Annotated in this window: 18 protein-coding genes, 1 tRNA gene and 1 pseudogene; 9 read left to right on the plus strand and 11 right to left on the minus strand. The window is 67.4% G+C overall.

Annotated features, from left to right (window positions below):
- Positions 1-135 precede the first annotated feature (135 nt).
- Both rpsA and coaE read left to right on the plus strand, forming a co-directional pair.
- The gene (gene rpsA, locus AU193_RS19505) at positions 136-1,584 is read left to right on the plus strand and encodes a 30S ribosomal protein S1 (protein ID WP_064424007.1); all 1,449 of its coding nucleotides are present in this window, start codon (positions 136-138) and stop codon (positions 1,582-1,584) included.
- A gap of 73 nt (positions 1,585-1,657) precedes the next feature.
- On the plus strand, positions 1,658-2,881 hold the full coding sequence (gene coaE / locus AU193_RS19510; RefSeq protein WP_064424008.1) for a dephospho-CoA kinase: 1,224 nt from the start codon (positions 1,658-1,660) through the stop codon (positions 2,879-2,881).
- A gap of 4 nt (positions 2,882-2,885) precedes the next feature.
- Here coaE and AU193_RS19515 read toward each other — a convergent pair whose 3' ends face one another.
- Positions 2,886-3,413: a hypothetical protein gene (locus AU193_RS19515; protein WP_064424009.1), complete on the minus strand. Its 528-nt coding sequence runs from the start codon at positions 3,411-3,413 to the stop codon at positions 2,886-2,888.
- An 86-nt stretch (positions 3,414-3,499) separates the two neighbouring features.
- The gene (locus AU193_RS19520; protein WP_064424010.1) at positions 3,500-3,940 is read right to left on the minus strand and encodes a DUF402 domain-containing protein; all 441 of its coding nucleotides are present in this window, start codon (positions 3,938-3,940) and stop codon (positions 3,500-3,502) included.
- 129 nt (positions 3,941-4,069) lie between these two features.
- Between AU193_RS19520 and uvrB the strand changes: the two genes are divergently transcribed.
- The 4 genes from uvrB to AU193_RS19540 all read left to right on the plus strand — a co-directional run bounded on the left by uvrB (position 4,070) and on the right by AU193_RS19540 (position 8,675).
- A complete protein-coding gene (gene uvrB, locus AU193_RS19525; protein WP_064424011.1) occupies positions 4,070-6,220 on the plus strand; it encodes an excinuclease ABC subunit UvrB in 2,151 nt (716 codons plus the stop codon).
- A gap of 66 nt (positions 6,221-6,286) precedes the next feature.
- Entirely contained in the window at positions 6,287-7,084 is a 798-nt protein-coding gene (locus AU193_RS19530) for a sigma 54 modulation/S30EA ribosomal C-terminal domain-containing protein (protein WP_064424012.1), read from the plus strand.
- A gap of 47 nt (positions 7,085-7,131) precedes the next feature.
- Positions 7,132-8,544 carry an MFS transporter gene (locus AU193_RS19535; RefSeq protein ID WP_064424013.1) on the plus strand — a complete coding sequence of 471 codons (1,413 nt, stop codon included), beginning with the start codon at positions 7,132-7,134 and terminating at the stop codon, positions 8,542-8,544.
- A 60-nt stretch (positions 8,545-8,604) separates the two neighbouring features.
- A tRNA-Cys gene (locus AU193_RS19540) sits at positions 8,605-8,675 on the plus strand.
- An 81-nt stretch (positions 8,676-8,756) separates the two neighbouring features.
- Here the strand turns inward: AU193_RS19540 and AU193_RS19545 are convergent.
- Together AU193_RS19545 and AU193_RS19550 are read right to left on the minus strand one after the other, a co-directional pair.
- A complete protein-coding gene (locus tag AU193_RS19545; protein ID WP_064424014.1) occupies positions 8,757-9,416 on the minus strand; it encodes a UdgX family uracil-DNA binding protein in 660 nt (219 codons plus the stop codon).
- Positions 9,417-9,451: 35 nt separating this feature from the next.
- Complete coding sequence (locus tag AU193_RS19550; RefSeq protein ID WP_253867950.1) at positions 9,452-10,993, minus strand: hypothetical protein; 1,542 nt, start codon at positions 10,991-10,993, stop codon at positions 9,452-9,454.
- Positions 10,994-11,217: 224 nt separating this feature from the next.
- Between AU193_RS19550 and AU193_RS23685 the strand changes: the two genes are divergently transcribed.
- Positions 11,218-11,661, plus strand: coding sequence for a universal stress protein (locus AU193_RS23685; protein WP_064424015.1), 444 nt, complete (start codon positions 11,218-11,220; stop codon positions 11,659-11,661).
- Here the strand turns inward: AU193_RS23685 and lnt are convergent.
- Together lnt and AU193_RS19565 are read right to left on the minus strand one after the other, a co-directional pair.
- Positions 11,627-13,066: pseudogene (gene lnt, locus AU193_RS19560) on the minus strand (apolipoprotein N-acyltransferase); the annotation flags it as partial. The gene AU193_RS23685 and the pseudogene lnt overlap by 35 nt on opposite strands.
- Positions 13,063-13,944, minus strand: coding sequence for a fructose bisphosphate aldolase (locus AU193_RS19565; protein ID WP_064424073.1), 882 nt, complete (start codon positions 13,942-13,944; stop codon positions 13,063-13,065). The pseudogene lnt and the gene AU193_RS19565, both read right to left, overlap by 4 nt.
- Before the next feature lie 218 nt (positions 13,945-14,162).
- Here AU193_RS19565 and AU193_RS19570 point away from each other — a divergent pair, with 218 nt between their 5' ends.
- A complete protein-coding gene (locus tag AU193_RS19570; protein WP_082683060.1) occupies positions 14,163-15,053 on the plus strand; it encodes a class I SAM-dependent methyltransferase in 891 nt (296 codons plus the stop codon).
- Positions 15,054-15,103: 50 nt separating this feature from the next.
- Here AU193_RS19570 and AU193_RS19575 read toward each other — a convergent pair whose 3' ends face one another.
- The gene (locus tag AU193_RS19575) at positions 15,104-15,964 is read right to left on the minus strand and encodes an SDR family NAD(P)-dependent oxidoreductase (protein WP_064424075.1); all 861 of its coding nucleotides are present in this window, start codon (positions 15,962-15,964) and stop codon (positions 15,104-15,106) included.
- The gene (locus tag AU193_RS19580) at positions 15,958-16,629 is read right to left on the minus strand and encodes an MBL fold metallo-hydrolase (RefSeq protein WP_064424016.1); all 672 of its coding nucleotides are present in this window, start codon (positions 16,627-16,629) and stop codon (positions 15,958-15,960) included. The genes AU193_RS19575 and AU193_RS19580 overlap by 7 nt, the downstream gene beginning before the upstream one ends.
- A gap of 98 nt (positions 16,630-16,727) precedes the next feature.
- Here AU193_RS19580 and uvrA point away from each other — a divergent pair, with 98 nt between their 5' ends.
- A complete protein-coding gene (uvrA, locus tag AU193_RS19585; protein ID WP_064424017.1) occupies positions 16,728-19,637 on the plus strand; it encodes an excinuclease ABC subunit UvrA in 2,910 nt (969 codons plus the stop codon).
- A gap of 71 nt (positions 19,638-19,708) precedes the next feature.
- Here the strand turns inward: uvrA and AU193_RS19590 are convergent, their stop codons facing one another.
- From AU193_RS19590 to AU193_RS19600, 3 genes are all read right to left on the minus strand, one after another.
- Positions 19,709-20,866, minus strand: a complete 1,158-nt coding sequence (locus AU193_RS19590; protein ID WP_064424018.1) for a winged helix DNA-binding domain-containing protein — start codon at positions 20,864-20,866, stop codon at positions 19,709-19,711.
- A 109-nt stretch (positions 20,867-20,975) separates the two neighbouring features.
- Complete coding sequence (locus AU193_RS19595; protein WP_064424019.1) at positions 20,976-21,293, minus strand: hypothetical protein; 318 nt, start codon at positions 21,291-21,293, stop codon at positions 20,976-20,978.
- Between the two features lie 134 nt (positions 21,294-21,427).
- Complete coding sequence (locus AU193_RS19600) at positions 21,428-22,774, minus strand: alpha/beta hydrolase (RefSeq protein ID WP_371259248.1); 1,347 nt, start codon at positions 22,772-22,774, stop codon at positions 21,428-21,430.

Raw genomic sequence — 22,774 nt, forward strand, 5'->3', positions numbered from 1 at the left:
GTCCAGCATGCGGCCAGTCGAGTAGCCTCTACGGGGTACCTGTCTGTGGTTTTCGTCATCTTCTGCGGCGGGTAACACCTTTAACTCGAATGTCCTAAGTCCCTACGATCAAACCTGTCCGGAGCAACCCACCACATGCCAAGTCCCTCCGTCACCTCGCCACAAGTAGCCGTCAACGACATCGGCTCGAGCGAGGACTTTCTCGCCGCCATCGACAAGACCATCAAGTACTTCAACGATGGCGACATCGTCGAAGGGACGATCGTCAAGGTTGACCGCGACGAGGTCCTGCTCGACATCGGTTACAAGACCGAAGGCGTCATCCCTTCCCGTGAGCTCTCCATCAAGCACGACGTCGACCCCAACGAGGTCGTCTCCGTCGGCGATGAGGTCGAAGCTCTGGTCCTCACCAAGGAGGACAAGGAAGGCCGCCTGATCCTGTCCAAGAAGCGCGCTCAGTACGAGCGGGCCTGGGGCACCATCGAAGAGCTCAAGGAGAAGGACGAGGCCGTCAAGGGCACCGTCATCGAGGTCGTCAAGGGCGGCCTGATCCTCGACATCGGCCTGCGCGGCTTCCTGCCCGCGTCGCTGGTCGAGATGCGTCGCGTCCGCGATCTGCAGCCGTACATCGGCAAGGAGATCGAAGCCAAGATCATCGAGCTCGACAAGAACCGCAACAACGTCGTGCTGAGTCGCCGGGCGTGGCTCGAGCAGACCCAGTCCGAGGTCCGCAGCGAGTTCCTCAACCAACTGCAGAAGGGCGCGATCCGCAAGGGCGTCGTCAGCAGCATCGTCAACTTCGGTGCGTTCGTCGATCTCGGCGGCGTCGACGGCCTGGTGCACGTCTCGGAGCTGTCCTGGAAGCACATCGACCACCCGTCCGAGGTGGTTCAGGTGGGCGACGAGGTCACCGTCGAGGTGCTCGACGTCGATATGGACCGCGAGCGGGTTTCGTTGTCGCTCAAGGCAACCCAGGAAGACCCGTGGCGCCACTTCGCCCGCACGCATGCGATCGGTCAGATCGTGCCGGGCAAGGTCACCAAGCTGGTGCCGTTCGGTGCGTTCGTCCGCGTCGAGGAGGGCATCGAGGGCCTGGTGCACATCTCCGAGCTGTCCGAGCGCCACGTCGAGGTCCCGGATCAGGTGGTGCAGGTCGGTGACGACGCGATGGTCAAGGTCATCGACATCGATCTCGAGCGTCGCCGCATCTCGCTGAGCCTCAAGCAGGCCAACGAGGATTACACCGAGGAGTTCGACCCGTCGAAGTACGGCATGGCCGACAGCTACGACGAGCAGGGCAACTACATCTTCCCCGAGGGCTTCGACTCCGAGACCAACGAGTGGCTCGAGGGTTTCGAGAAGCAGCGTGAGGAGTGGGAGTCCCGGTACGCCGAGGCCGAGCGACGGCACAAGATGCACACCGCGCAGATGGAGAAGTTCGCCGCGGCTGACGCAGACGCTGTCGAGGCGTCCGGTTCCAGGTCCAACGGCGCTACGCGCGGCGAGGAGCAGTCGGCGGGAGGCTCGCTGGCCAGCGACGCCCAGCTGGCGGCGCTGCGTGAGAAGCTTGCGGGCAACGCCTGATTCGTGACGACCGAAGGCCCCGGCTCACCGAGCCGGGGCCTTCGTCGTCGAGCGGCCCTGAGACACTGGTGCCATGCTGCGCATTGGGCTGTCCGGCGGTATCGGCGCCGGAAAATCCACGGTGTCTTCGACGTTCAGTGAACTGGGAGGGATCGTCGTCGACGGCGACGTGATAGCACGGGAGGTCGTCGAACCGGGCACAGAGGGGTTGGCCAAACTCGTCGACGCGTTCGGCAGGGAGATCCTGCTCGGCAGCGGACCCCAGGCCGGCGCATTGAACCGCCCTGCGCTCGCCGCAATCGCGTTCAGCGACGAGGAGAAGCGTCAAACGCTCAACGGGATCGTGCATCCCCTGGTGGCACACCGCCGGTCCGAACTCATCGCGGCTGCGGCCGACGACGCCGTGATCATCGAGGACATCCCGCTGCTCGTGGAATCCGGTATGGCGCCGATGTTTCCGTTGGTGCTCATCGTTCACGCCGATGAGGAGTTGCGAGTCAAGCGGCTGATCGAGTACCGGGGCTTCACCGAAGAAGACGCTCGGGCGCGGATCGCCGCCCAAGCCACCGAGGAACAGCGCCGCGCCGTCGCCGACGTCTGGCTCGACAATTCCGGCGCGGCCGGTGAACTGGTCGAGAAGGCCCGGGCGCTGTGGCACGAGCGCATCCTGCCCTTCGCGCACAACCTGCACGACAAGCGGCCCGCGTCCTCGAACCCGGTCCCGGTGCCCTACGACCCGACCTGGCCCGATCAGGCGCGGCGCGTCGTGGCGCGACTGAACACCGCCTGCGGGCACCGCGCCGTCCGCGTCGACCACATCGGCTCCACGGCGGTGCCGGGGATGGACGCCAAGGACGTGATCGACGTCCAGGTGACGGTCGCGTCGCTTGCGGTTGCCGACGAACTGGATGACGCGCTGACCGCTGCGGGGTACGTGCGCGGACCGATCACCGCCGATGTCGGTAAGCCCGACGCCCGCAGCACGATCGCCGAGTTCGATCACTCGAACGATGAGGCGTTGTGGCACAAGCGTATTCACTGCTCGGCCGATCCCGGGCGGCCGACCAATGTTCACATCCGTGTCGACGGATGGCCGGGCCAGCAGTTCGCGCTGCTGTTCGTCGACTGGATGCGCGCCAACCCCGGCGTCCAGGCCGATTACGTCTCGATGAAGCGGCGGGTCGCCGGGGAGGGGCACACCGACACAGGCTCCTACGCCGATGCGAAGGAGCCGTGGTTCCTCGACGCCTACCGGCGCGCTTGGGAATGGGCCGACGCCACCGGGTGGCGGCCGTAACTCCTCAAGCCTGGGGCGGCGGTGGTGTGCCGACCTCGGGCGTCGGGGTTGCCCCATCGATCGGCAGGTTCAACGGGGCCCCGCATTGCAGCACCCCGTACATCGGGTCGTCCTTCGGCCGGAGCAACCGCGGCGCGATGAACTGATCGGCCTTTGCCACGATCTGGTCGTCGACGACGATCTCGCAGTGCAGGTTGGACCCGTACGGCCATTCGATGGAGACCTCCATGCCCGCCAGCTGGGGGTCGGCGAGCACCGCGTTGACCTCGAACGTCTGACCGGGCAGCAGCGTGGGCTGCGCGCTGTTGACGTTGTGGTCGTCCATCTTGTACGCGACCACCGCCCCGCGGGATGTGCCGTCCGCACGTGCGCGGTAGATGACGTTGTGCAGAACGTCGGGCGACGGCGGCGCAGGCGCCACCTCGGTCGGGGCGCTGGGCTGGGCCGCGGCGCCGCCCGGGAACAGGACCGAGCCCACGAGCAGGGCCGCCGCCGTCACGCCCGCGGTCCGAATGCGGCCTCTGAAACTCATGGGAGGAGACAATACCGCCCGTACCTGGGCGGATGAATTCGCACGGGCGGTCACCGGGATCAAGATCGATATCCGGCGTCGAAACGTCACGCGCCGCGCCAGGTGAGCGACATGCCCTGCGTCGCCAGCCACCGGTTGAGGTCGTAGTCGTGGCGGGACAGTCCGTCGATCGCGGCGACCGCGGTTCGCACCGCCTGCTCGCCGGTCTGGGGCGCCAGCAGGTTGTGCCGTACCGCGGTGAGCAGTTCGTCGACGTCGTGCAGTTCGACGCCCCGACCGGTGCGGACCGCCACGTCGAGGTAGTGGTCTTCGGCGTGCCAGACATCGGGGCCCGGTGTGTAGTGGCCGACGTCCAGGTAATAGTCCTGGTCGAGCTCGTGACCTGCGTTGAAGTGGAACACCGTCGCGCGCAGTCGCAGCGATGGCAGCAGCCAGGACTCCAGATAGTGGAACTGCGCTCGACCCGGGGTGGGTCGGGCCATGTACAAACCCCAGGGCTGAACCGTATAGACGTCGACCGCCCGCACGATGCCCTTCGGATCGGTGTTGGTGCGGGCGACGAGGTCGAACGTCTCGTGTTTGGGAGCGTGGATGAGAACAGGATAGGGCTGGAACGGGAATGAACTTGTCAGAGCACGCGCTTACCCTGAGTGATTATGGCTTTCGCTACTGAACATCCCGTGCTCGCGCACTCGGAGTATCGGCCCGTCGATGCGATCGTGCGCACCGGCAACCGCTTCGAGGTGGTCAGCCCCTACGCACCGGCGGGTGACCAGCCGGCCGCTATCGACGAGCTGGAGCGCCGGATCAAGGCGGGGGAGCACGATGTGGTGCTGCTGGGCGCCACCGGCACCGGCAAGTCGGCGACGACGGCGTGGCTCATCGAGCGGGTCCAGCGGCCGACGCTGGTGATGGAGCCGAACAAGACGCTCGCCGCTCAGATGGCCAACGAACTGCGGGAGATGTTGCCGCACAACGCCGTCGAGTACTTCGTCTCGTACTACGACTACTACCAGCCCGAAGCGTACATCGCCCAGACGGACACCTACATCGAGAAGGACAGCTCGATCAACGACGACGTCGAGCGGCTGCGGCACTCGGCGACGTCGAGCCTGCTGTCGCGCCGCGACGTGGTCGTGGTCGCCTCGGTGTCCTGCATCTACGGTCTGGGCACGCCGCAGTCGTATCTGGATCGCAGCGTCGAGCTCAAGATCGGCGACGAGGTGCCGCGCGACTCGCTGCTGCGGTTGCTCGTCGACGTCCAGTACACGCGCAACGACATGGCGTTCACGCGCGGTTCGTTCCGGGTGCGCGGGGACACCGTCGAGATCATCCCCAGCTACGAGGAGTTGGCGGTCCGCATCGAGTTCTTCGGCGACGAGATCGAGGAGCTCTACTACCTGCACCCGTTGACCGGTGACGTCGTCCGCAAGGTCGACTCACTGCGGATCTTCCCCGCCACCCACTATGTCGCGGGCCCCGAGCGCATGGCGCATGCGATCTCGACCATTGAACAGGAGCTCGAGGAGCGGCTGGCCGAACTGGAGGGGCAGGGCAAGCTGCTGGAGGCGCAGCGGCTGCGGATGCGCACCAACTACGACATCGAGATGATGCGCCAGGTCGGCTTCTGCTCGGGCATCGAGAACTACTCGCGGCACATCGACGCCAGGCCGCCGGGTTCGGCCCCCGCCACGCTGCTGGATTACTTCCCCGAGGACTTCCTGCTGGTCATCGACGAATCCCACGTGACGGTGCCGCAGATCGGGGGCATGTACGAAGGCGACATGTCGCGCAAACGCAACCTCGTCGACTTCGGGTTCCGGCTGCCCTCGGCGGTCGACAACCGCCCACTCACCTGGGAGGAGTTCGCCGACCGGATCGGGCAGACGGTGTACCTGTCGGCCACGCCCGGACCGTACGAACTCAGCCAGTCCGGCGGGGAGTTCGTCGAACAGGTCATCCGCCCAACAGGTTTGGTGGATCCCAAGGTAGTCGTGAAGCCGACGAAGGGGCAGATCGACGACCTGATCGGCGAGATCCGCACGCGCACCGAGCGCGACGAGCGGGTCTTGGTCACCACGCTGACCAAGAAGATGGCCGAGGACCTCACCGACTATCTCCTCGAGATGGGGATCCGGGTTCGTTACCTGCACTCCGAGGTGGACACGTTGCGGCGCGTCGAACTGCTGCGCCAACTGCGGCTGGGGGACTACGACGTCCTGGTCGGGATCAACCTGCTCCGCGAGGGCCTCGACCTGCCGGAGGTGTCGCTGGTCGCGATCCTCGACGCCGACAAGGAAGGGTTCCTCCGCTCGACCCGCAGTCTTATCCAGACGATCGGCCGCGCGGCGCGCAACGTGTCGGGCGAGGTCCACATGTACGCCGACAACATCACCGAATCGATGCGCGAAGCCATCGACGAGACCGAGCGGCGGCGTGCCAAGCAGATCGCCTACAACGAGGCGAACGGGATCGATCCAAAACCGTTGCGCAAGAAGATCGCCGACATCCTCGACCAGGTGTACCGCGAAGCCGACGATGTCGAGGTCGGTGGCTCGGGGCGCAACGCATCGCGGGGACGCCGGGCCCAGGGTGAGCCCGGCCGGGCGGTCAGCGCCGGCATCATCGAGGGCCGTGACACCTCGAACATGCCGCGCGCCGAGTTGGCCGATCTGATCAAGGACCTGACCGAACAGATGATGGCCGCAGCACGAGATCTGCAGTTCGAGTTGGCCGCGCGCATCCGCGACGAGATCCAGGACCTGAAGAAGGAACTGCGCGGCATGGACGCCGCGGGCCTGAAATAGCCGGACGAACACCTCCAGGACCTTCGGCCCTAGTACCCTTCTCCGGCCTCGGGTACAAACGAAAGTATGAGTGACAGAACCGATATCGCGCCCACAGTCCACGTCGACGTCACCACACGCGGTGACCTGCCGGGTGCCGCCGAATACGCGCGGACCGAGATCGCCGATTTGGCCCGGTTCGTCCACCGCCCGTTGGCGCACGCCCACGTCAAACTGACCCGCCACGGGGATCCGGACACGGAGCGTCCGGTCCTGGCCCAAGGCAACCTCGACCTGAACGGCCGGCTGGTGCGGGCGGAGGCCGAGGGTGAGACCGCGCGAGACGCGATCGACCGACTCGAGGAGCGCCTCCGACGTCGACTCCGGCGCGCTGCCGACCACTGGCAGGCGCGACGCGACGGCCGAACCATCCGGGTTCCCGACGAAGCCGATGCCGAACCGACGGATCGGCCCAACCGCCTTGCGCTTGCGCCCGACGAACGCCGAATCGTGCGGCGCAAGTCGTTCACCCTCGCGCCGTGCACGGTGGACGAGGCGGCCATGGAGATGGAGCTGCTCGACTACGACTTCCACCTGTTCACCGAAGAGCGCACCGGGATGGCCAGCGTCTTGTACAAGAGCGGTCCGTCCGAATACCGGCTGGCGCAGGTGGAGCCGGCTTCGGAAGAAGAGCTGGCACCGTTCGAACTGCCGCTGACGATCAGCCCCCACCCGCCGCCATGCCACACCGTCGAGCAGGCCGCCGAGCGGATGGGACTGCTTGGGCTGCCGTTCATGTTCTTCATCGACGCGGCGCAAGGTCGCGCCAGCGTGCTCTACCACCGCTACGACGGCCACTACGGGCTCATCACCCCTGCCGGTTGAGGTCGCCGCTTGACCTGAACGAAGGTTGAGCTCGTAGCGTGTCCGGCGTGACCGACACCGCGCCGACGACCAGTGCTGGACGCTGGCGAGACTTGTTGGGACCGAGGTACCTCGGCGCCAGCACCGTTCTCGCCGGCGGGGTCGCGCTGTACGCCACCAACGAGTTCCTCACCATCAGCCTGATGCCCAGCGCAGTGGCCGATATCGGCGGTCACCGGCTGTACGCGTGGGTCACGACGGTGTACCTGGTCGCTTCGGTGGTCGCGGCAACCACCGTGCACTCGACGTTGATGCGTATCGGACCGCGGTTGTCGTATCTGGCGGCGCTCAGCGTATTCGGGCTGGGCAGCCTCGCCTGTGCGGCGGCGCCCACGATGCAGGCCCTGCTTGTCGGCCGGACGGTGCAGGGGCTCGCGGGCGGGCTGCTGGCCGGGCTGGGCTACGCGGTGATCAATACGGCGTTGCCCGAATGGTTGTGGACCAAGGCGTCGGCGTTGGTGTCGGCGATGTGGGGCGTGGGAACGCTGCTCGGCCCCGCCGCCGGGGGTCTGTTCGCCCAATATGGTTCGTGGCGTTGGGCTTTCGGCGCATTGGCCATCTTGACCGCGGCCATCGGTGTGCTGGTCCCGTTGGCGTTGCCCAGGCGCACGAGCGCCGACGTCGATGCCCCGCGAACGCCGATTCCCTTGTGCTCCCTGATGTTGTTGGGTGCCGCGGCGTTGACCGTCAGCGCAGCCGGTGTCCCGCGCGGGGTGTGGTCCACGGTCGCGCTGCTCGGTCTCGGCGCCAGTCTGCTGGCGGTGTTCCTGTTCGTCGACCGGCGGCAACCCGCTGCGGTGTTGCCGCCCAGCACCTTTGGGCGTGGACCGCTGAAGTGGATCTACCTGACCCTCGCTGTGTTGATGGCCGCAACGATGGCGGACATGTATGTTCCGCTGTTCGGTCAGCGGTTGGCCGATCTCACTCCCGTTGCGGCGGGATTTCTGGGTGCGGGCCTGGCGCTCGGGTGGACCGTCGGCGAGATCGGCAGCGCCTCGATGACCAACCCACGAGCGATCAGACGCACGGTCGCTGTCGCGCCCGCGGTGATGGCCACCGGCCTTGCCCTCGCGGCGGTGACCATGCGCGACGACGCGCGGCCCGCAGTGGTAGCGGTCTGGGCGGTAGCGCTGGTCGTGACGGGCGCGGGGGTGGGCATCGCCTGGCCGCATCTGTCGGCGTGGGCGATGAGCCGGGTGGACGACCCGTCGGAGGGGCCGACCGCGGCTGCTGCGATCAACACCGTCCAGCTGATCTCCGGCGCCTTCGGCGCGGGGTTGGCCGGGGTGCTGGTGAACACGACCGACAGCGGCGATGCCACACCTGCGCGGTGGCTACTGGCGGTGTTCGCTGCGTTGGCCGCAGTGGGGCTGGTCGCGTCGACGCGCAGCGGACGACAGCCTTCTGGCAAACCGCGTTAGCGATCACGGCGATTCCAACGCTGGGCCCGTACGTGTGGTCCCGGAAAGATGACACTCGCTGCGGGTGTGGCTGAGTGGCTAGGCACCGGCCTGCAAAGCCGTCTACGCGGGTTCGAATCCCGCCATCCGCTCGCCTGACCCTTTGCCAGGGGCATCGATGCTCGCTCGGGGTGACTCGGACGGGCCAATCAACGCTTCCCACGTGACAACGGTCAGCGGTGCGCACGCAGCCCGTCGGCGAACCGCAGATCGGACACCAGCGCGTCGAAGGCTTGGTCCCGCTCCTCCGGTGGCCCACGCAGCACGGACGACGGATGCACGGTGACCGCGACTTCGGGCGCGACGTCGAGCTCGTCGATGGCCGGGAGTTCCAGCGCCTCGCCGCGGTGGGCGGTCAGCCGAAACTTGCTGCCCAGCAGCGACTGTGCGGCGGTCGCGCCCATCAGCACCAGCACCTCGGGCCTGATGACGTCCAGCTCCGCCAGCAGCCATGGCCGGCACGCGACCACCTCGGTGCGGCCGGGGGTCTTGTGGATCCGGCGCTTGCCGCGTTCGGGCAATGTGAACTTGAAGTGCTTGACCGCATTCGTCACATACACCCGTTCGCGGTCGATACCGGCCTGCACCAGCGCCTTGTCCAGCAGCTTGCCCGCGGGTCCGACGAACGGTGCTCCGGCCTTGTCCTCCTGATCGCCGGGCTGTTCGCCGACCAGCATCATCTCCGCGCCGGGAGAACCGCCACCGAACACGACCTGCGTCGCATCGAGGTAGAGATCACAACCCTTGCAACCATGCGCGGCCTCGACGAGAGCATCGAGATCCCGGGTGTCCGGCACGAACTGGGCGGCGGTGCGGTCTGGCCGTGCGGGCATGAAGGAGGATTACCCGGTTGCGGCGCGGTCACGCCCTAGCGCGTCGACTTGACGACCTGGGCGAAGCTGAACTGCCAGCGCTCGACGATCCGGAAGCCCATCGACTGCGGTACCCGGTACGCAGGTGCACGGCGAAGACGCGGTCCCGGATTCAGCGCGGGCCCACTCTCGCGATCCGGGACGGTGACGTCGCGTTGTGAAACCGTCCACAGTACGGCGCAGGACCGAAGCCGGTCAGCAACGCCCCAGATGCCAAGATGGGCGTCCCACAAGCGGTTTCGGTCCGCCGCGCGGCGACCGCGTCCGGGGTCGACGAGGGCGGCGTACGCCTCGGGCCGCGCGGCCGTCAACGGGCGGATCGGGCCGGGCGCCCAGTTGGTGGTGTTGTCGAGGACCAGGCAGTCACCGGGGGAGGCGTTCGCGGTGAGGACGTCGGCCACCTGGCTGAAGTCCATGTCTTCCTTGGCGTAGGGGCCTCGCTGTTCGAGCAAATAGTTGGGGGTCGCAGCCACCGCCAGCACCGTCAGCACCACCGCGACGGTCTGGCGCGTCCTGGCGATGGCGGTGATCCCGACCGCCAACAGCAGCGCCATCGCCGGTGAGGTGTAGCTCAGATAGCGCGGGTAGTAGAGGGGTTCGGACCACACGGAGTAGAGCAGCAGCGCAGCGGTCGGAAGCACGATCCACGCCGCGCTCATCGTCAGCAGTGACCGGACGCCCGCATCCGTCGGCCGGAACCGTCGCATCCCGAGCAGAGCCAGCACCAGCCCGGCTGAGATGGCGAAGGCCAAGCTGTGGTCGAAGTACTGCTCCCGCAACACTTCCGCGACCGTGTGCCAGCCCGGCGGCGAGATCCACCGCACCTGGGCGACCTGAGTCCTGCTGAACGCCAGAAACGGCGCCACGACCGCGATCACCACTGCGACCGTCACGACCCAGCGGCGCACGACCGCTCGCCGAGCCGGCACCGCGGCCAGCGTCACGGCGTGCACGAGCACCATCAGTACGACGAAGACGTTCAGCAGCGACGAGCCCACCAGCGCCAGCCCGTAGCAGCCCCACAGCCATCGGAAGTTGCGGCGGACAGCGAGCAACAACAACACGGTCAGCCAGACGGCCGCGGCCGCCGTCAACGCGTAGGACCTGGCCTCGATGCCCGCCCACGTGACGCGGGGCAGAATCGCGAACACGACGCCCGCGCAGACGGCCGTGGTCCGGGAAGCGAAGCGGCGCGCCAGCACGACGACGCCGCCGGCCGCCAGCCCGACCGCGAGGCAACTCGACAGCCGGGAGAAGAACTCGGTGACCGGGAACACCGTGAACCACCCGTGCATCAGCAGGTAGTACAGGCCGTGCACCGCGTCGATGTTGTGCAGCAGCCCCCACAGTTGGGGGATCGACCGCGTCGAGGCCGAGATCGTGGCCGCCTCGTCGAACCACAGCGACGGCCTTGCCGCGCCTGAAGCCGACACCGCGACCGCGAACACCGCCGTCAGCGCCGCATCGAACCGGCCGGCGCGAAGGGATCCCGACGGATCGATGCGCGCGAGGCGCGGCGCTCCCAGCGACAGATCCACGCCCTGACACCCACCCTTCCCGCGAACGGCAAAACGCTAGCGTGTGCGATCCCGCAGCGCTCGCCGAAGGGGTACGGAAGTCATGATGACGACCGGGTGTAGGCGGCGTCACCTGGGATAGGCCATGGTGACGTTGGGTGCGAAGTAGGACGAAATCGCAGGCATTTGCCACCCGAGCGGCTACTGTTCCGGGTGGCAACGGAACTGAAACTGGGAGGATATGGATGAGCGCCTATCAGACCGTCTTGGTTGGCACGGACGGGTCGGACTCGTCGCTGCGCGCGGTGGAGAAGGCCGGCCATCTTGCCGGAGCCGATGCCAGGCTGATCGTCGCAACGGCGTACTTCCCCCAGGACGAAGACCAGCGAGCAGCCGACGTGCTCAAGGACGAGGGCTACAAGATGTCCGGCAACGCGCCGATCTACGCGATCCTGCGCGAGGCGAAGGAGCGCGCGCACCAAGCGGGCGCGAAGAACGTCGAAGAGAAGGCCGTCGTCGGCGCTCCCGTCGACGCGCTGGTCGAACTGGCCGAGGAGGTCAAGGCCGATCTCCTGGTCGTCGGCAACGTCGGTCTGTCCACCATCGCCGGCAGGTTGCTCGGTTCCGTACCCGCCAACGTCGCACGCCGGTCCAAGACCGACGTGCTGATCGTGCACACCACGCCGTAACCACCACCAGCGCCGCCACGATCGGCCATCCGCCCCACCGCTGATACAGGGTCGTCCGCGCGTCCAGCGGGACGTCGACGACGGCGATCCCGCGCTCGGCGGCGGGCATCCATGCCAGCCGGCGGCCCCGAGCGTCGAATGCCGAACTGATCCCGGACAGCGCGGCGTGGACCGCGGGACGCCCCACCTCGACCGCATGTGCGGCCGGCATCGCCGCCAACTGCGGTTGGGCCCAACTGCCTTGGTACGACGACGTCGAACTCTGGTAGACGACGAGCTCCGCTCCCCGCCGGACCCCGTATCGCGCGAGGTCGGAGAAGGTCGTCTCGAAGCTGATCAGCGGTGCGAACGCGACGGTGTCGGTGTGCAGGACGACGGGTCCGTCCCCGCGACGGCGATCCTCGCCTGCGGCTTGGGTGTTGGAGGTGGCCCAGCCGATCAGCGGCCGGAGCGGCACGTATTCGCCGAACGGCACCAGCCGCGTCTTGGCGTACGAGCCTTGCACGCCATCCGGGTCGACAAGCACAGATGACTTGTAGATGCCTCCCGATGCCGCCCGTGCGTCGACGTTGACCAGCAGGTCGGCACCGACGCGCCGGGACAGGGCGGCGAGCCGTGCGGTCACCTCGGGGTGGGTCGAAAGGTCCACGCCCACACTGCTTTCACCCCACACGACCAGGTCGAGTCGCTGCCCGGCCAGTTGTTCGGTCAGTGCCTCGCTCGCGGCCTGTCGCGCCGCGGATTCGGTGATGTCGCCCGGCTGAACGAGTGCGATGCGGACCGTCGGGCCGGCGGTAGGTTCCGGCCCCAGCCAGAACCAGCCCGGACCGATGGCGAGAAGAACCACTGCCAGTGCGGCCGGCGCGGCCGAACGCCGCACCAGCGCGACGACGACCGCGGTGTTGACCGCCACCACGAGGAAACTGACGAGCCACACACCGCCCAGGGAGGCGGGCGCCAAGGTGGCCGGTTGATTCCACTGCGATGCGCCGAGGACGGCCCACGGCCCGCCGAGCCGGTCCCACGACCGGACCGCCTCCGCGAGCACCCACATGCTGGGCAGCACCACCACCGCGCTGACGGCCCGAGCGGAGGTGACGTCGCCGGCCAGCACGCGGTGCGCCGCCCAACCGAAGGGCAGCCACAACGCACCGAGTCCGGCCGCGAGCAGGAGCAGCGGGGGACCGGTGCTCGGCCACAGCCAATGCTGGGTGACGCCGACGAACGCCGCCATCGCCAGCCAGGCTCGCGCGGCGGACTGTCCGGACGTCGGAGCCGAACGGAGCACGAGCAGCAGCGGGACCAGCCCGATCCAGGCCAGCCACCACAGAGCGGGTGCCGGCAACGCGAGCGCGGGGAGCGCGCCGGCGACGATCGCCGACGCGTAATCCCGCAGCGAGATCAGGTGCTCGACGCTTTGGCGATGCTCGCGATCGCCTGGTCGAGCGTGGAGTTGAACTCCTCGTCGCTCTGCTGGGCGGACAGACCCTCGGTCAGCGCGCGCGAGAAGCTCGCGATGACACCGATGTTGCGGGACAGCTTCTCGTTCGCCTCGTCGCGGCTGTACCCGCCGGACAGTGCGACGACCCGCAGCACGTTCGGATGATCGACGAGCTCCTTGTACAGGTTGTCGGTGTCGGGCAGCGTCAGCTTGATCATGACCTTCTTGTCGCCGAGCCTGCCCACACCATCGAGCAGCGCGGCCTTGAGCTGATCCTCGGCCTCGGCCTTCTTCGTGCTCTTGATGTCGACCTCGGGTTCGATGATCGGCACCAGGCCCTTGGCGAGGACCTGTTCGGCGACCTCGAACTGCTGAGCCACGACGGCGTCCAGGCCGGCACCGGGCAGTTTGATGACCGAGCGCTCCTTGGTGCCGAAGACCCCGTTGGCGACGGCACGGTCGAGCAGATCGTCGAGGCCGGGCATCGGCTTCATCGTCTGCGCGCCGTCCTTTTCGTCGGCCAGACCCTTGTCGATCTTGAGGAACGGCACGATGTTCTTGACGTTCCACAGGTAGTCGGCCGTCGGCCGGCCCTCGATCTCGCGGTCCATCGTCTGCTCGAACAGGATGGTGCCCATGATGCGGTCGCCGTCGAAGGCAGGGCTGGTGATGATGCGTGTGCGCATCTCGTGCACGAGGTCGAACATCTGGTCGTCGCCGGAGTACGCGTCGTCGGGAATCCCGTAGAGCTTCAGCGCCTTGGGGGTGCTGCCGCCGCTCTGGTCGAGTGCCGCGATGAACCCGGCGCCGCTCTGCGCCTTCTTCAACTGATCGGTGTTCATGTGTGCCCTTTCTTCTTCACCAGGCAATCTATCGAAGTTCGCATCGCCGATCGTCAGATGGCTGCCCAACGTCCGGTTGACCCAGTCGCGGCCCTGCGATTCGGTGGCCATCGTCTGCATTTGCCACTGACGCCGATATCGTGCGGATCCGCCCGCACGTTCGACCGTGCGAGCGGATCATGTGAAGGACGGCCATTCAACAGACCTCGGAGGCGCGGATGGACGCGAAGCAGCCGCCTGCGGCGGCGGACGACGATCACGTCGCAGACGACGTCGACGGCTGCGACGCGGCTCTGCGCTCTATGTGGGCGTCGGTGGCGCCGGCTTGGGGACTGAACGCTGATTTCGTTGACCGCAGGGGAGCGGCAGTCGCGCAGGCCATGCTCGATGCCGTCAGCCTTCGTCGCGGCGAGCGCGTTCTTGAATTGGCATGCGGGCCCGGCGGTGTCGGGCTCGCTGCCGCGGGGCTCGTCGGGCCGGAGGGCGCCGTCGAGCTCACCGACTTCGCGCCCGAGATGACTGCGATTGCAGCGGACCGAGCGGCCAAGGCAGGACTTGCGAACGTGACGGTCCGGGACATGGATCTGCAGCGCTTGGACTATCCCGACGCGACCTTCGACGTCGCGCTGTGCCGTGAAGGCCTGATGCTCGTACCTGATCCGTCATCCGCCCTACGCGAGACCAACCGCGTCCTCAAGCCGGGCGGGCGTGCGGCGTTCACTGTGTGGGGACCTCGTGACCGTAATCCGTGGCTGGGCTTGCTGTTCGACGCGGTTACCGCCGAGTTGGGAGCGCCGGTTCCGCCGCCAGGTGTTCCCGGACCGTTCTCGCTGGAGACTCAAGGAACTCTCGGTGAGTTGTTGGCTGGAGCCGGGTTCAGCGACGTCGATGTCCGGGAGATTTCGGCTCCCATGCGGACGCTGTCCATCGACGAGTGGTGGTCGGTGGTCCCGTCGTTGGCGGGGCCAGTCGCTCAACTCCTCGGCTCACTGCCAACGGAGATGACCGCAGCCATCCGCGAGCGTGCTGGGAAAGCGGTGTCAGCTTTCGCTACTGCCGACGGATATGAGTTGCCGGGCGTCAGCTTCCTCGGTTTTGGTCGCCACTAGGCCGCGGCTCGCCCCACCTCACCCGCCGTCGAAGCGATTCAGGCGGGGATTCACCGCAATATGCGGTCGAACTGCCTGACCGGATGAATCCCGTGCAGGTCGCGGTAGGACGGTGGTCGTCGACCCCCCTGGTCGGTGATGCCATATTCCGCCGCCAACTCCGCGCCGATGAAGGTCTGGCCACTCTTGTCCATCAGCCGGGGGTCGTTGAACAGGGCCCAGATCAGGTGCCCGGTGAACTCCGGCGTCTCGGTGTTGTCGAGCAGGTGGGCCAGCTTGTCGGGGGCGCTCGCCATGAGCTGCTTGAAGCGTTCGGTCAGCAGCACGCCCATCCAGATCGAGGCCGTCGCGATGCCGAAGTCGCGGAAGTCGACCGCCATGTCGGCGGCCATCTTGTCGGTCCCGGCCTTGTGGACGCCGTAGGCCGGGCCGAACACGTAGTGGGCCGCACCGGGCGCGGAGGTGAACGCCACCAAGCCGCGCCGCTGGGCGAGCATCAGCGGCGCCGCGTACACGGTCGCGACATAGCTGCTGCGCAGACCGACGTCGAGGGTGTCGATGACGTTGACGGGCTCTTCCCAGAACCGGGTCCGGCCCATCATCTCGTCGCGAATGATCACCGCGTTGTTCACCAGGATGTCCAGTCGGCCCTGTTCCCGCCCGACCCGCTCGAAGAGGGCCTTCGTCTGTTCGTCGACGGCATGGTCGACACGGACGGCGATCCCGGTGCCGCCGGCGGCCGTGACCAGCTCGGCGGTCTCGTGAATCGTGCCGTCGAGCACGGAGTCGCCCGCGCGCTCGGTGCGTCCGGTGACATACACCGTGCAGCCGTGGCTGCCCAGCGCGTGCGCGATTCCGCGGCCGGCGCCGCGGCTGGCACCCGTGACGACCGCGACGGGCGCGTCTACCAACCGCGTTCTTTCCACTCGGCCAGATGCGGCCGCTCAGCGCCGAGCGTCGTGTCGTCGCCGTGGCCCGGGTAGACCACCGTCGAATCGTCGTAGACCTCGAACACGCGGCGGGTCACATCCCCCAGCAACTGGTCGAAAGCCCCGTCCTCCCACGTCTTGCCGACACCGCCCGGGAAAAGGCAGTCCCCGGTGAACAGGTGGGTCGCCTCGTCGGCCCCGTCGAGTGCGAGCGCCACCGAGCCGGGGGTGTGGCCCTGCAGGTGGATGACGTCGAAGGACAGTTCGCCGACGTCGACCTTGTCGCCGTGGGTCAGGATTCGGTCGGGCCGGACCGGCAGCGGGTCGGCGTCGAGCTGGTGCGCCGCCGTCGGCACGCCGGTGACCTTGGCGACCTCTTCCAGCGCCTGCCAGTGGTCGAAGTGCTGGTGGCTTGTGACGATCAGCGACAGCTTCGGGGCGTGCTTCTCGATCACCTCGAGCAGGACCGACGCGTCGTTGGCGGCGTCGATCAGCAGTGTCTCGCCGGTGCGGGAACACGTGATGAGGTAGGCGTTGTTGTCCATCGGGCCGACCGAAACCTTGATGATCGAGGCGCCGGGGAGTGTCCGCCGGGCCGCGGTTCCTGGCTCGACATGGCCGGTGTAGTTGTCGTCGACGACGGTCATGATCCTCACGGTATCCGGCTTGGCTGGGGCTTGGCCCGGGACTTGTCACTGGGTCCACATAGAGTGGGTTTGAACTATGTCTTGGGAGGATTCACCGGGTGGCTGACCGCCTTGTCGTCAAGGGTGCGCGCGAGCACAACCTGCGAAGTGTCGATCTTGATTTACCACGCGACGCGCTGATCGTCTTCACCGGGCTGTCGGGTTCGGGTAAGTCGTCGCTGGCCTTCGACACCATCTTCGCCGAGGGCCAGCGCCGCTACGTCGAGTCGCTGTCGGCCTATGCCCGCCAGTTCCTCGGTCAGATGGACAAACCCGACGTCGACTTCATCGAGGGCCTGTCGCCGGCGGTGTCCATCGACCAGAAGTCGACCAACCGCAACCCGCGGTCGACGGTCGGCACCATCACCGAGGTCTACGACTACCTGCGCCTGCTGTACGCCCGCGCGGGCACGCCGCACTGCCCGATCTGCGGTGAACGCATCGCCCGGCAGACGCCCCAGCAGATCGTCGACCAGGTGCTCGCCATGGACGAGGGGCTGCGCTTTCAGGTGCTCGCACCGGTGGTGCGCACGCGCAAGGGCGAGTTCGTCGACCTGTTCGACAAACTGAACACCCAGGGCTACAGCCGGGTTCGGGTGGACGGTGTGGTGTATCCGCTCACCGATCCGCCGAAGCTCAAGAAGCAGGAGAAACACGACATCGAGGTGGTCGTCGACCGCCTGACGGTGAAGGCCGGCGCCAAGCAGCGGCTGACCGACTCGATCGAAACCGCGCTGAATCTGGCCGACGGCATCGTCGTCCTCGAATTCGTCGACCGCGAAGACGACCATCCGCACCGCGAGCAGCGGTTCTCCGAGAGGCTGGCCTGCCCGAACGGGCACCCGTTGGCCGTCGACGACCTCGAGCCGCGGTCGTTCTCGTTCAACTCGCCCTACGGCGCCTGCCCGGAATGCCTCGGGCTGGGCATTCGCAAGGAGGTCGATCCCGAACTGGTCGTGCCCGATCCGGACCTGACCCTCGCCGAGGGGGCGATCGCGCCCTGGTCGATGGGGCAGACAGCGGAGTACTTCACCCGGATGCTGGCGGGGCTCGGCGACGCGCTCGGTTTCGATGTGAACACGCCGTGGCGGAAACTACCCGCCAAGGCGCGCAGGGCGATCCTCGAGGGCTGCGACGAGCAGGTCCATGTGCGGTACAAGAACCGTTACGGCCGAACCCGTTCGTACTACGCCGATTTCGAGGGCGTGATGGCGTTCCTGCAGCGCCGCATGGAGCAGACGGACTCTGAGCAGATGAAGGAGCGTTACGAGGGCTTCATGCGTGACGTGCCCTGCCCGGAGTGCGAGGGCACGCGGCTCAAGCCCGAGATCCTCGCGGTGACGCTGACGGCGGGGGAGTTCGGCCCGAAGTCCATCGCCGAGGTCGCCGAGCTGTCGATCGCCGAGTGCTCGGAGTTCCTCAACGCGCTGACGCTGGGCGCACGCGAGCAGGCCATCGCGGGTCAGGTGCTCAAAGAGATCCAGTCGCGGCTGGGCTTCCTGCTCGACGTCGGACTGGACTACCTGTCGCTGTCCCGGGCCGCCGCCACGCTGTCCGGCGGTGAGGCCCAACGGATTCGGCTCGCCACCCAGATCGGGTCGGGGCTCGTCGGGGTGCTCTACGTACTCGACGAACCGTCCATCGGCCTGCATCAGCGGGACAACCGCCGGCTGATCGACACGCTGGTCCGGTTGCGGGATCTGGGTAACACGCTGATCGTCGTCGAGCACGATCTCGACACCATCGCCCATGCCGACTGGGTCGTCGACATCGGTCCCGCGGCCGGCGAGCACGGCGGTCAGATCGTGCACAGCGGACCCTACGACGAGCTGCTGAAGAACCCGGAATCGCTTACGGGGGCTTATCTTTCGGGTAAGGAAGAGATCGAGGTACCGGCGATCCGGCGTCCCGTCGACAAGAAGCGGCAGCTCACGGTCGTCGGCGCCCGTGAGCACAACCTGCGCGAGATCGACGTTTCCTTCCCGCTCGGGGTGCTGACCTCGGTCACCGGGGTTTCGGGATCGGGTAAGTCGACGCTGGTCAACGACATCCTGGCGTCGGTGTTGGCCAACAAACTCAACGGCGCCCGACAGGTGCCGGGCCGTCACACCCGGGTGACGGGCCTGGACAAGCTCGACAAGCTGGTCCGCGTCGACCAATCGCCGATCGGCCGCACACCACGGTCCAATCCCGCCACCTACACCGGCGTCTTCGACAAGATCCGCACGCTGTTCGCTGCCACCACCGAGGCCAAGGTGCGCGGGTACCAACCGGGCCGGTTCTCGTTCAACGTCAAGGGCGGCCGCTGCGAGGCGTGCTCCGGTGACGGCACCATCAAGATCGAGATGAACTTCCTGCCCGACGTGTACGTGCCGTGCGAGGTGTGCCAGGGCGCCCGGTACAACCGCGAGACGCTCGAGGTGCACTACAAGGGCAAGACCATCGCCGAAGTCCTCGACATGTCGATCGAGGAGGCCGCCGAGTTCTTCGCCCCGATCACCTCGATCCACCGGTACCTGAAGACGCTCGTCGACGTGGGCCTGGGTTACGTGCGTCTCGGCCAGCCGGCGCCGACACTGTCCGGTGGTGAGGCCCAGCGTGTCAAGCTAGCCTCCGAACTGCAGAAGCGCTCGACCGGCCGCACGGTGTACATCCTCGACGAGCCGACCACCGGCCTGCATTTCGAGGACATCCGCAAGCTACTCAAGGTGATCAACGGCCTTGTGGACAAAGGTAATACGGTGATCGTCATCGAGCACAACCTAGACGTGATCAAGACATCGGACTGGATCGTCGACATGGGGCCCGAGGGCGGAGCAGGCGGCGGCACCCTCGTCGCGTCCGGGACGCCGGAGGGCGTCGCGGCCAATCCCGACAGTTACACCGGCCACTTTCTGGCCGAGTGTCTGGGCGTCGAACGGCCGAAACCCAAGCCGCGCAACGGCAAACGCAGCAAGGTCAGCGCCTGATGCGACTGCGCCGAAACTGAGCTTGTGCGCGAGAATTCGGCGAAGACTCGTGTATATCTTCAGATTCGGCGCTAGCCCTTCGACAACGGGGAGGGGAACCGCGGGCTGATCCGTACGCCGTCGAGCCACGCGGTCAAATCGTCGGCGCGTTTCTGCAGTCGGCTCCGCGCCGAGCGGCCCACATCCTCGAGCAGTCGCACCTCGACCCGGCCGGCATCGTCCTGACCCCACCCACCGACGATCCTGCCGTCGCACCACGCGGTGGGCCCGCCGTTGCCGTTTCTGTCGAACACGTGCGCCCGGTGCGGCTCGAGGTACCAGTCGCGCTCGAACCAGCCCATCGTCGTGACGTCCAGGCCGGGCAGCAGTGCGCACCACGGCTCGGGTTCGGGTTCGCCCTCGAGATCGTCGGCTAGGACGAACCCCGGCGTGCCGTGGAGGTCGACCTCGACGGCGCCGAGGTCACGCAACGCCTCGCGCACCCAGGTCGACGTGTTACCGAACCACCACTTGATGTCGGTCACGGTGGCCGGACCGAATGCGGCGAGCCAGCGGCGCACAAGGGCCGCGCGGGCCGTCTGCGGGTCGGCCGCGTCGGCGGTGCCGATCCAGTCGCCGGTGGCGACCCAAAGGGGTCGTGACGTCGTCCATTTCCCGTCGTTGGGGCCGCGCACGATGTCGCCCCGCACCGCCAGCACGGTCAGGATCCGCGGCGCCAGCGGCGTCTCGCCGCCCCACCGCTTACCCGGGGCCGGGTCCCAGCTCCCGGCCAACTCGGGCAGCGCCTCCCGCAGGTCCTTCGCGCTCGTCGGCCCCTGTTCGGCCAGATGCCGCAAGACCGCCACGCGGGCTGCGTCGAGCCACGCGTCGCCGTCCGCGCAGATACCGGCGTTCTGCGCATCGGCGATGAGGCGTCGGCGCTCGTTGTCGGCGACCCTGTCGCTTGCCGCGGCCTGGATCAGCGGCACGTCGCCGACGCGCACCGTCCACAGTGTTCTGCGCATCGCGAGATGCTTGACCAGCGTGCGTCGCTCGTAGAGTTCGGCGTCCAGATCGGCGACCCCGAACCCCGGCACCCGCGCCCACAGCGACAGGTACGGGGTGGCCGGATCGGTTGCGTGCAGCCCGATCACAGCGTTGACGGCGGCGCTCACCGAGTCCGCGGGCGCAGAGAGGAAGTGCCGGCGCGCCAGCCGTGCCCGCCGCTCGTCGATCGTGAACTTTCGCATCGCCTGCGAACCGTACCTCGCGCGCCGCCAATGTCTGGATCGGTATGAAGCTGTTGTGAGAAGCCACGCCTGGCACGCCACGATGGTGCGAGTGAGCGCCGATGTCGGACTACTGAGATTCGTCGGACTGCTTGCGCATCTGTTCCCGGATCTGCGCCAACCGTTCGGCGGCCGCCCGCTGTCGCTCGTCGTATTGTTCGGCGACACTGCGGCCTTCGGGAGTTTCCGCCGCGAGTTCGGAGGCGCCGATCGCGGTGCCATAGCGCGTTTCGATCTTCTCCCGCACGGCGTCGAAGGTCGGGACGCCGCCTGGGGTGTAGCCGCTGTCGACGGGCTCGACCGGCGCGGTGGACTGAGGTTTCGGCTCGACGACCTCCGCGTCGACCGCGGGTTCCTGATCCGGCTCCGGCTCGGCATCGTCCGGCATGCCGCTTACGGTACCTGCTCCCACGTCATCGCGGTTACTGACCAGACTGCCGCGTCCGCTGCACCTTGCGCTTGAGCGTTCTGCTCTCCATCAGGCGGAAGGCTCCCTCACCGGAGTGCGCATGCCCGTGATCGTCACTTGCCCGCGGTCTGTTCGATCGAAGAGGTTCCAGGTGGCGACAGCGGATTCGTCGCAACACCCGGCGTGCCGAGTTGAGCCGCCAGCCACGGCAGGGCCGTCGCAAAAGCGTGTGCGGCGTACGGCCAGTCGTGCTTGCCCGGTTGAACCACGACGGAGCAGGCGATGCCGTTCGCGCTGGCCAGGGTGCTTAGCACGTTCGCCGCATCCTTCTGCGGTCCGGCGTCAACGGTATTGACGTCGAACCGCCCGGTGAGGCTCGAATAGCGGCCGTGCCGGTTGATCACCGTCATGGGGTCAAATGCCGCGTAGGCTGCGGAATTGCCGCCGAACAGGCGCTCGATCGTCTGGTCCTTGGTGCCGGAGTTGGGGGTCAGATCGCCGGCGATGTCATCGAACGCCCCGAACATGTCGGGATGCATCACCGCCAGGTCGACGGCACAGGTGCCGCCCATCGACCATCCGACGACGCCCCAGTTCGCCTGTCGGGCACTCACATTGAACCTCGACACCATGAACGGCACGACGTCCTTGGTGAGGTGGTCGGCGGCGTTGCCCCGCTTGCCGTTCACGCATTCGGTGTCGTTGCGGAACGTTCCGCCGGCGTCGACGAACACGAGCACCGGGGCATACCCGCGGTGCGCGGCGGCGAAGTCCCCGACGGTGGCGACCGCATTGCCGGCCCGGACCCAGTCCGCCGGGGTGTTGAACTCACCGCCGATCATCATCACCGTCGGAAGCGGCGGCGGGGGATCAGTCGCGTACCACGCGGGCGGCAGGTAGACGAGTTCACCGCGGTGCTTGAAACCGGACGCCTTGTCGCCGATGTCGACCGGCACCACCGTGCCCCCGATCGGGATCTGGTGCCGCTGCCGCATCGCCAGCATGGTCGACGCGTCAGTCTGATCGGGCAGCGGTCCCGCGGTGAGTTGATTCCACGCAGCTCCCACGGTCGGGACGTAACCCACCCAGAGGTTGACGGCCAGCGCGACGGACAACAGGCACAGCGGCAGCGACATCAGCGAGACACCGCGACGCCACCACCGGGCGCCGCGCCAGCCTGCAACCAGAACGGCGCACGCCGCGCCGGTCAGTGCCACCCACACCCACAGCGAACGGGGAGCGGGGTTGTCTGACAGCCCCTCGGATGCGATGTACACGTACGTCGCCACCGCGAGCGCAGTACCGAACAACGCCGCCGACGGCAGCCACACCAGCCGCCACCGACGCGTTCGCCATCCGACGGCCGCGATCAGGACGACCGCCGCGACGATCTGAACCGTGGTCGGAATCCAGCCATGCAACAAGGACAGGTGGCCACGCAGCGAATGCGCCAGTGTCAC

The organism is Mycobacterium sp. GA-1285 (assembly GCF_001499905.1).
Taxonomy (GTDB): Bacteria; Actinomycetota; Actinomycetes; order Mycobacteriales; family Mycobacteriaceae; genus Mycobacterium.

What these genes read in the sequence shown, in the direction of transcription:
- rpsA (WP_064424007.1), top strand. Translation starts at nt 136, where the DNA reads ATGCCAAGTCCCTCCGTCACCTCGCCACAAGTAGCCGTCAACGACATC.
- coaE (WP_064424008.1), top strand. Translation starts at nt 1,658, where the DNA reads ATGCTGCGCATTGGGCTGTCCGGCGGTATCGGCGCCGGAAAATCCACG.
- AU193_RS19515 (WP_064424009.1), bottom strand. Translation starts at nt 3,413, where the DNA reads ATGAGTTTCAGAGGCCGCATTCGGACCGCGGGCGTGACGGCGGCGGCC.
- uvrB (WP_064424011.1), top strand. Translation starts at nt 4,070, where the DNA reads ATGGCTTTCGCTACTGAACATCCCGTGCTCGCGCACTCGGAGTATCGG.
- AU193_RS19530 (WP_064424012.1), top strand. Translation starts at nt 6,287, where the DNA reads ATGAGTGACAGAACCGATATCGCGCCCACAGTCCACGTCGACGTCACC.
- AU193_RS19545 (WP_064424014.1), bottom strand. Translation starts at nt 9,416, where the DNA reads ATGCCCGCACGGCCAGACCGCACCGCCGCCCAGTTCGTGCCGGACACC.
- AU193_RS23685 (WP_064424015.1), top strand. Translation starts at nt 11,218, where the DNA reads ATGAGCGCCTATCAGACCGTCTTGGTTGGCACGGACGGGTCGGACTCG.
- AU193_RS19565 (WP_064424073.1), bottom strand. Translation starts at nt 13,944, where the DNA reads ATGAACACCGATCAGTTGAAGAAGGCGCAGAGCGGCGCCGGGTTCATC.
- AU193_RS19570 (WP_082683060.1), top strand. Translation starts at nt 14,163, where the DNA reads ATGGACGCGAAGCAGCCGCCTGCGGCGGCGGACGACGATCACGTCGCA.
- AU193_RS19580 (WP_064424016.1), bottom strand. Translation starts at nt 16,629, where the DNA reads ATGACCGTCGTCGACGACAACTACACCGGCCATGTCGAGCCAGGAACC.
- AU193_RS19590 (WP_064424018.1), bottom strand. Translation starts at nt 20,866, where the DNA reads ATGCGAAAGTTCACGATCGACGAGCGGCGGGCACGGCTGGCGCGCCGG.
- AU193_RS19595 (WP_064424019.1), bottom strand. Translation starts at nt 21,293, where the DNA reads ATGCCGGACGATGCCGAGCCGGAGCCGGATCAGGAACCCGCGGTCGAC.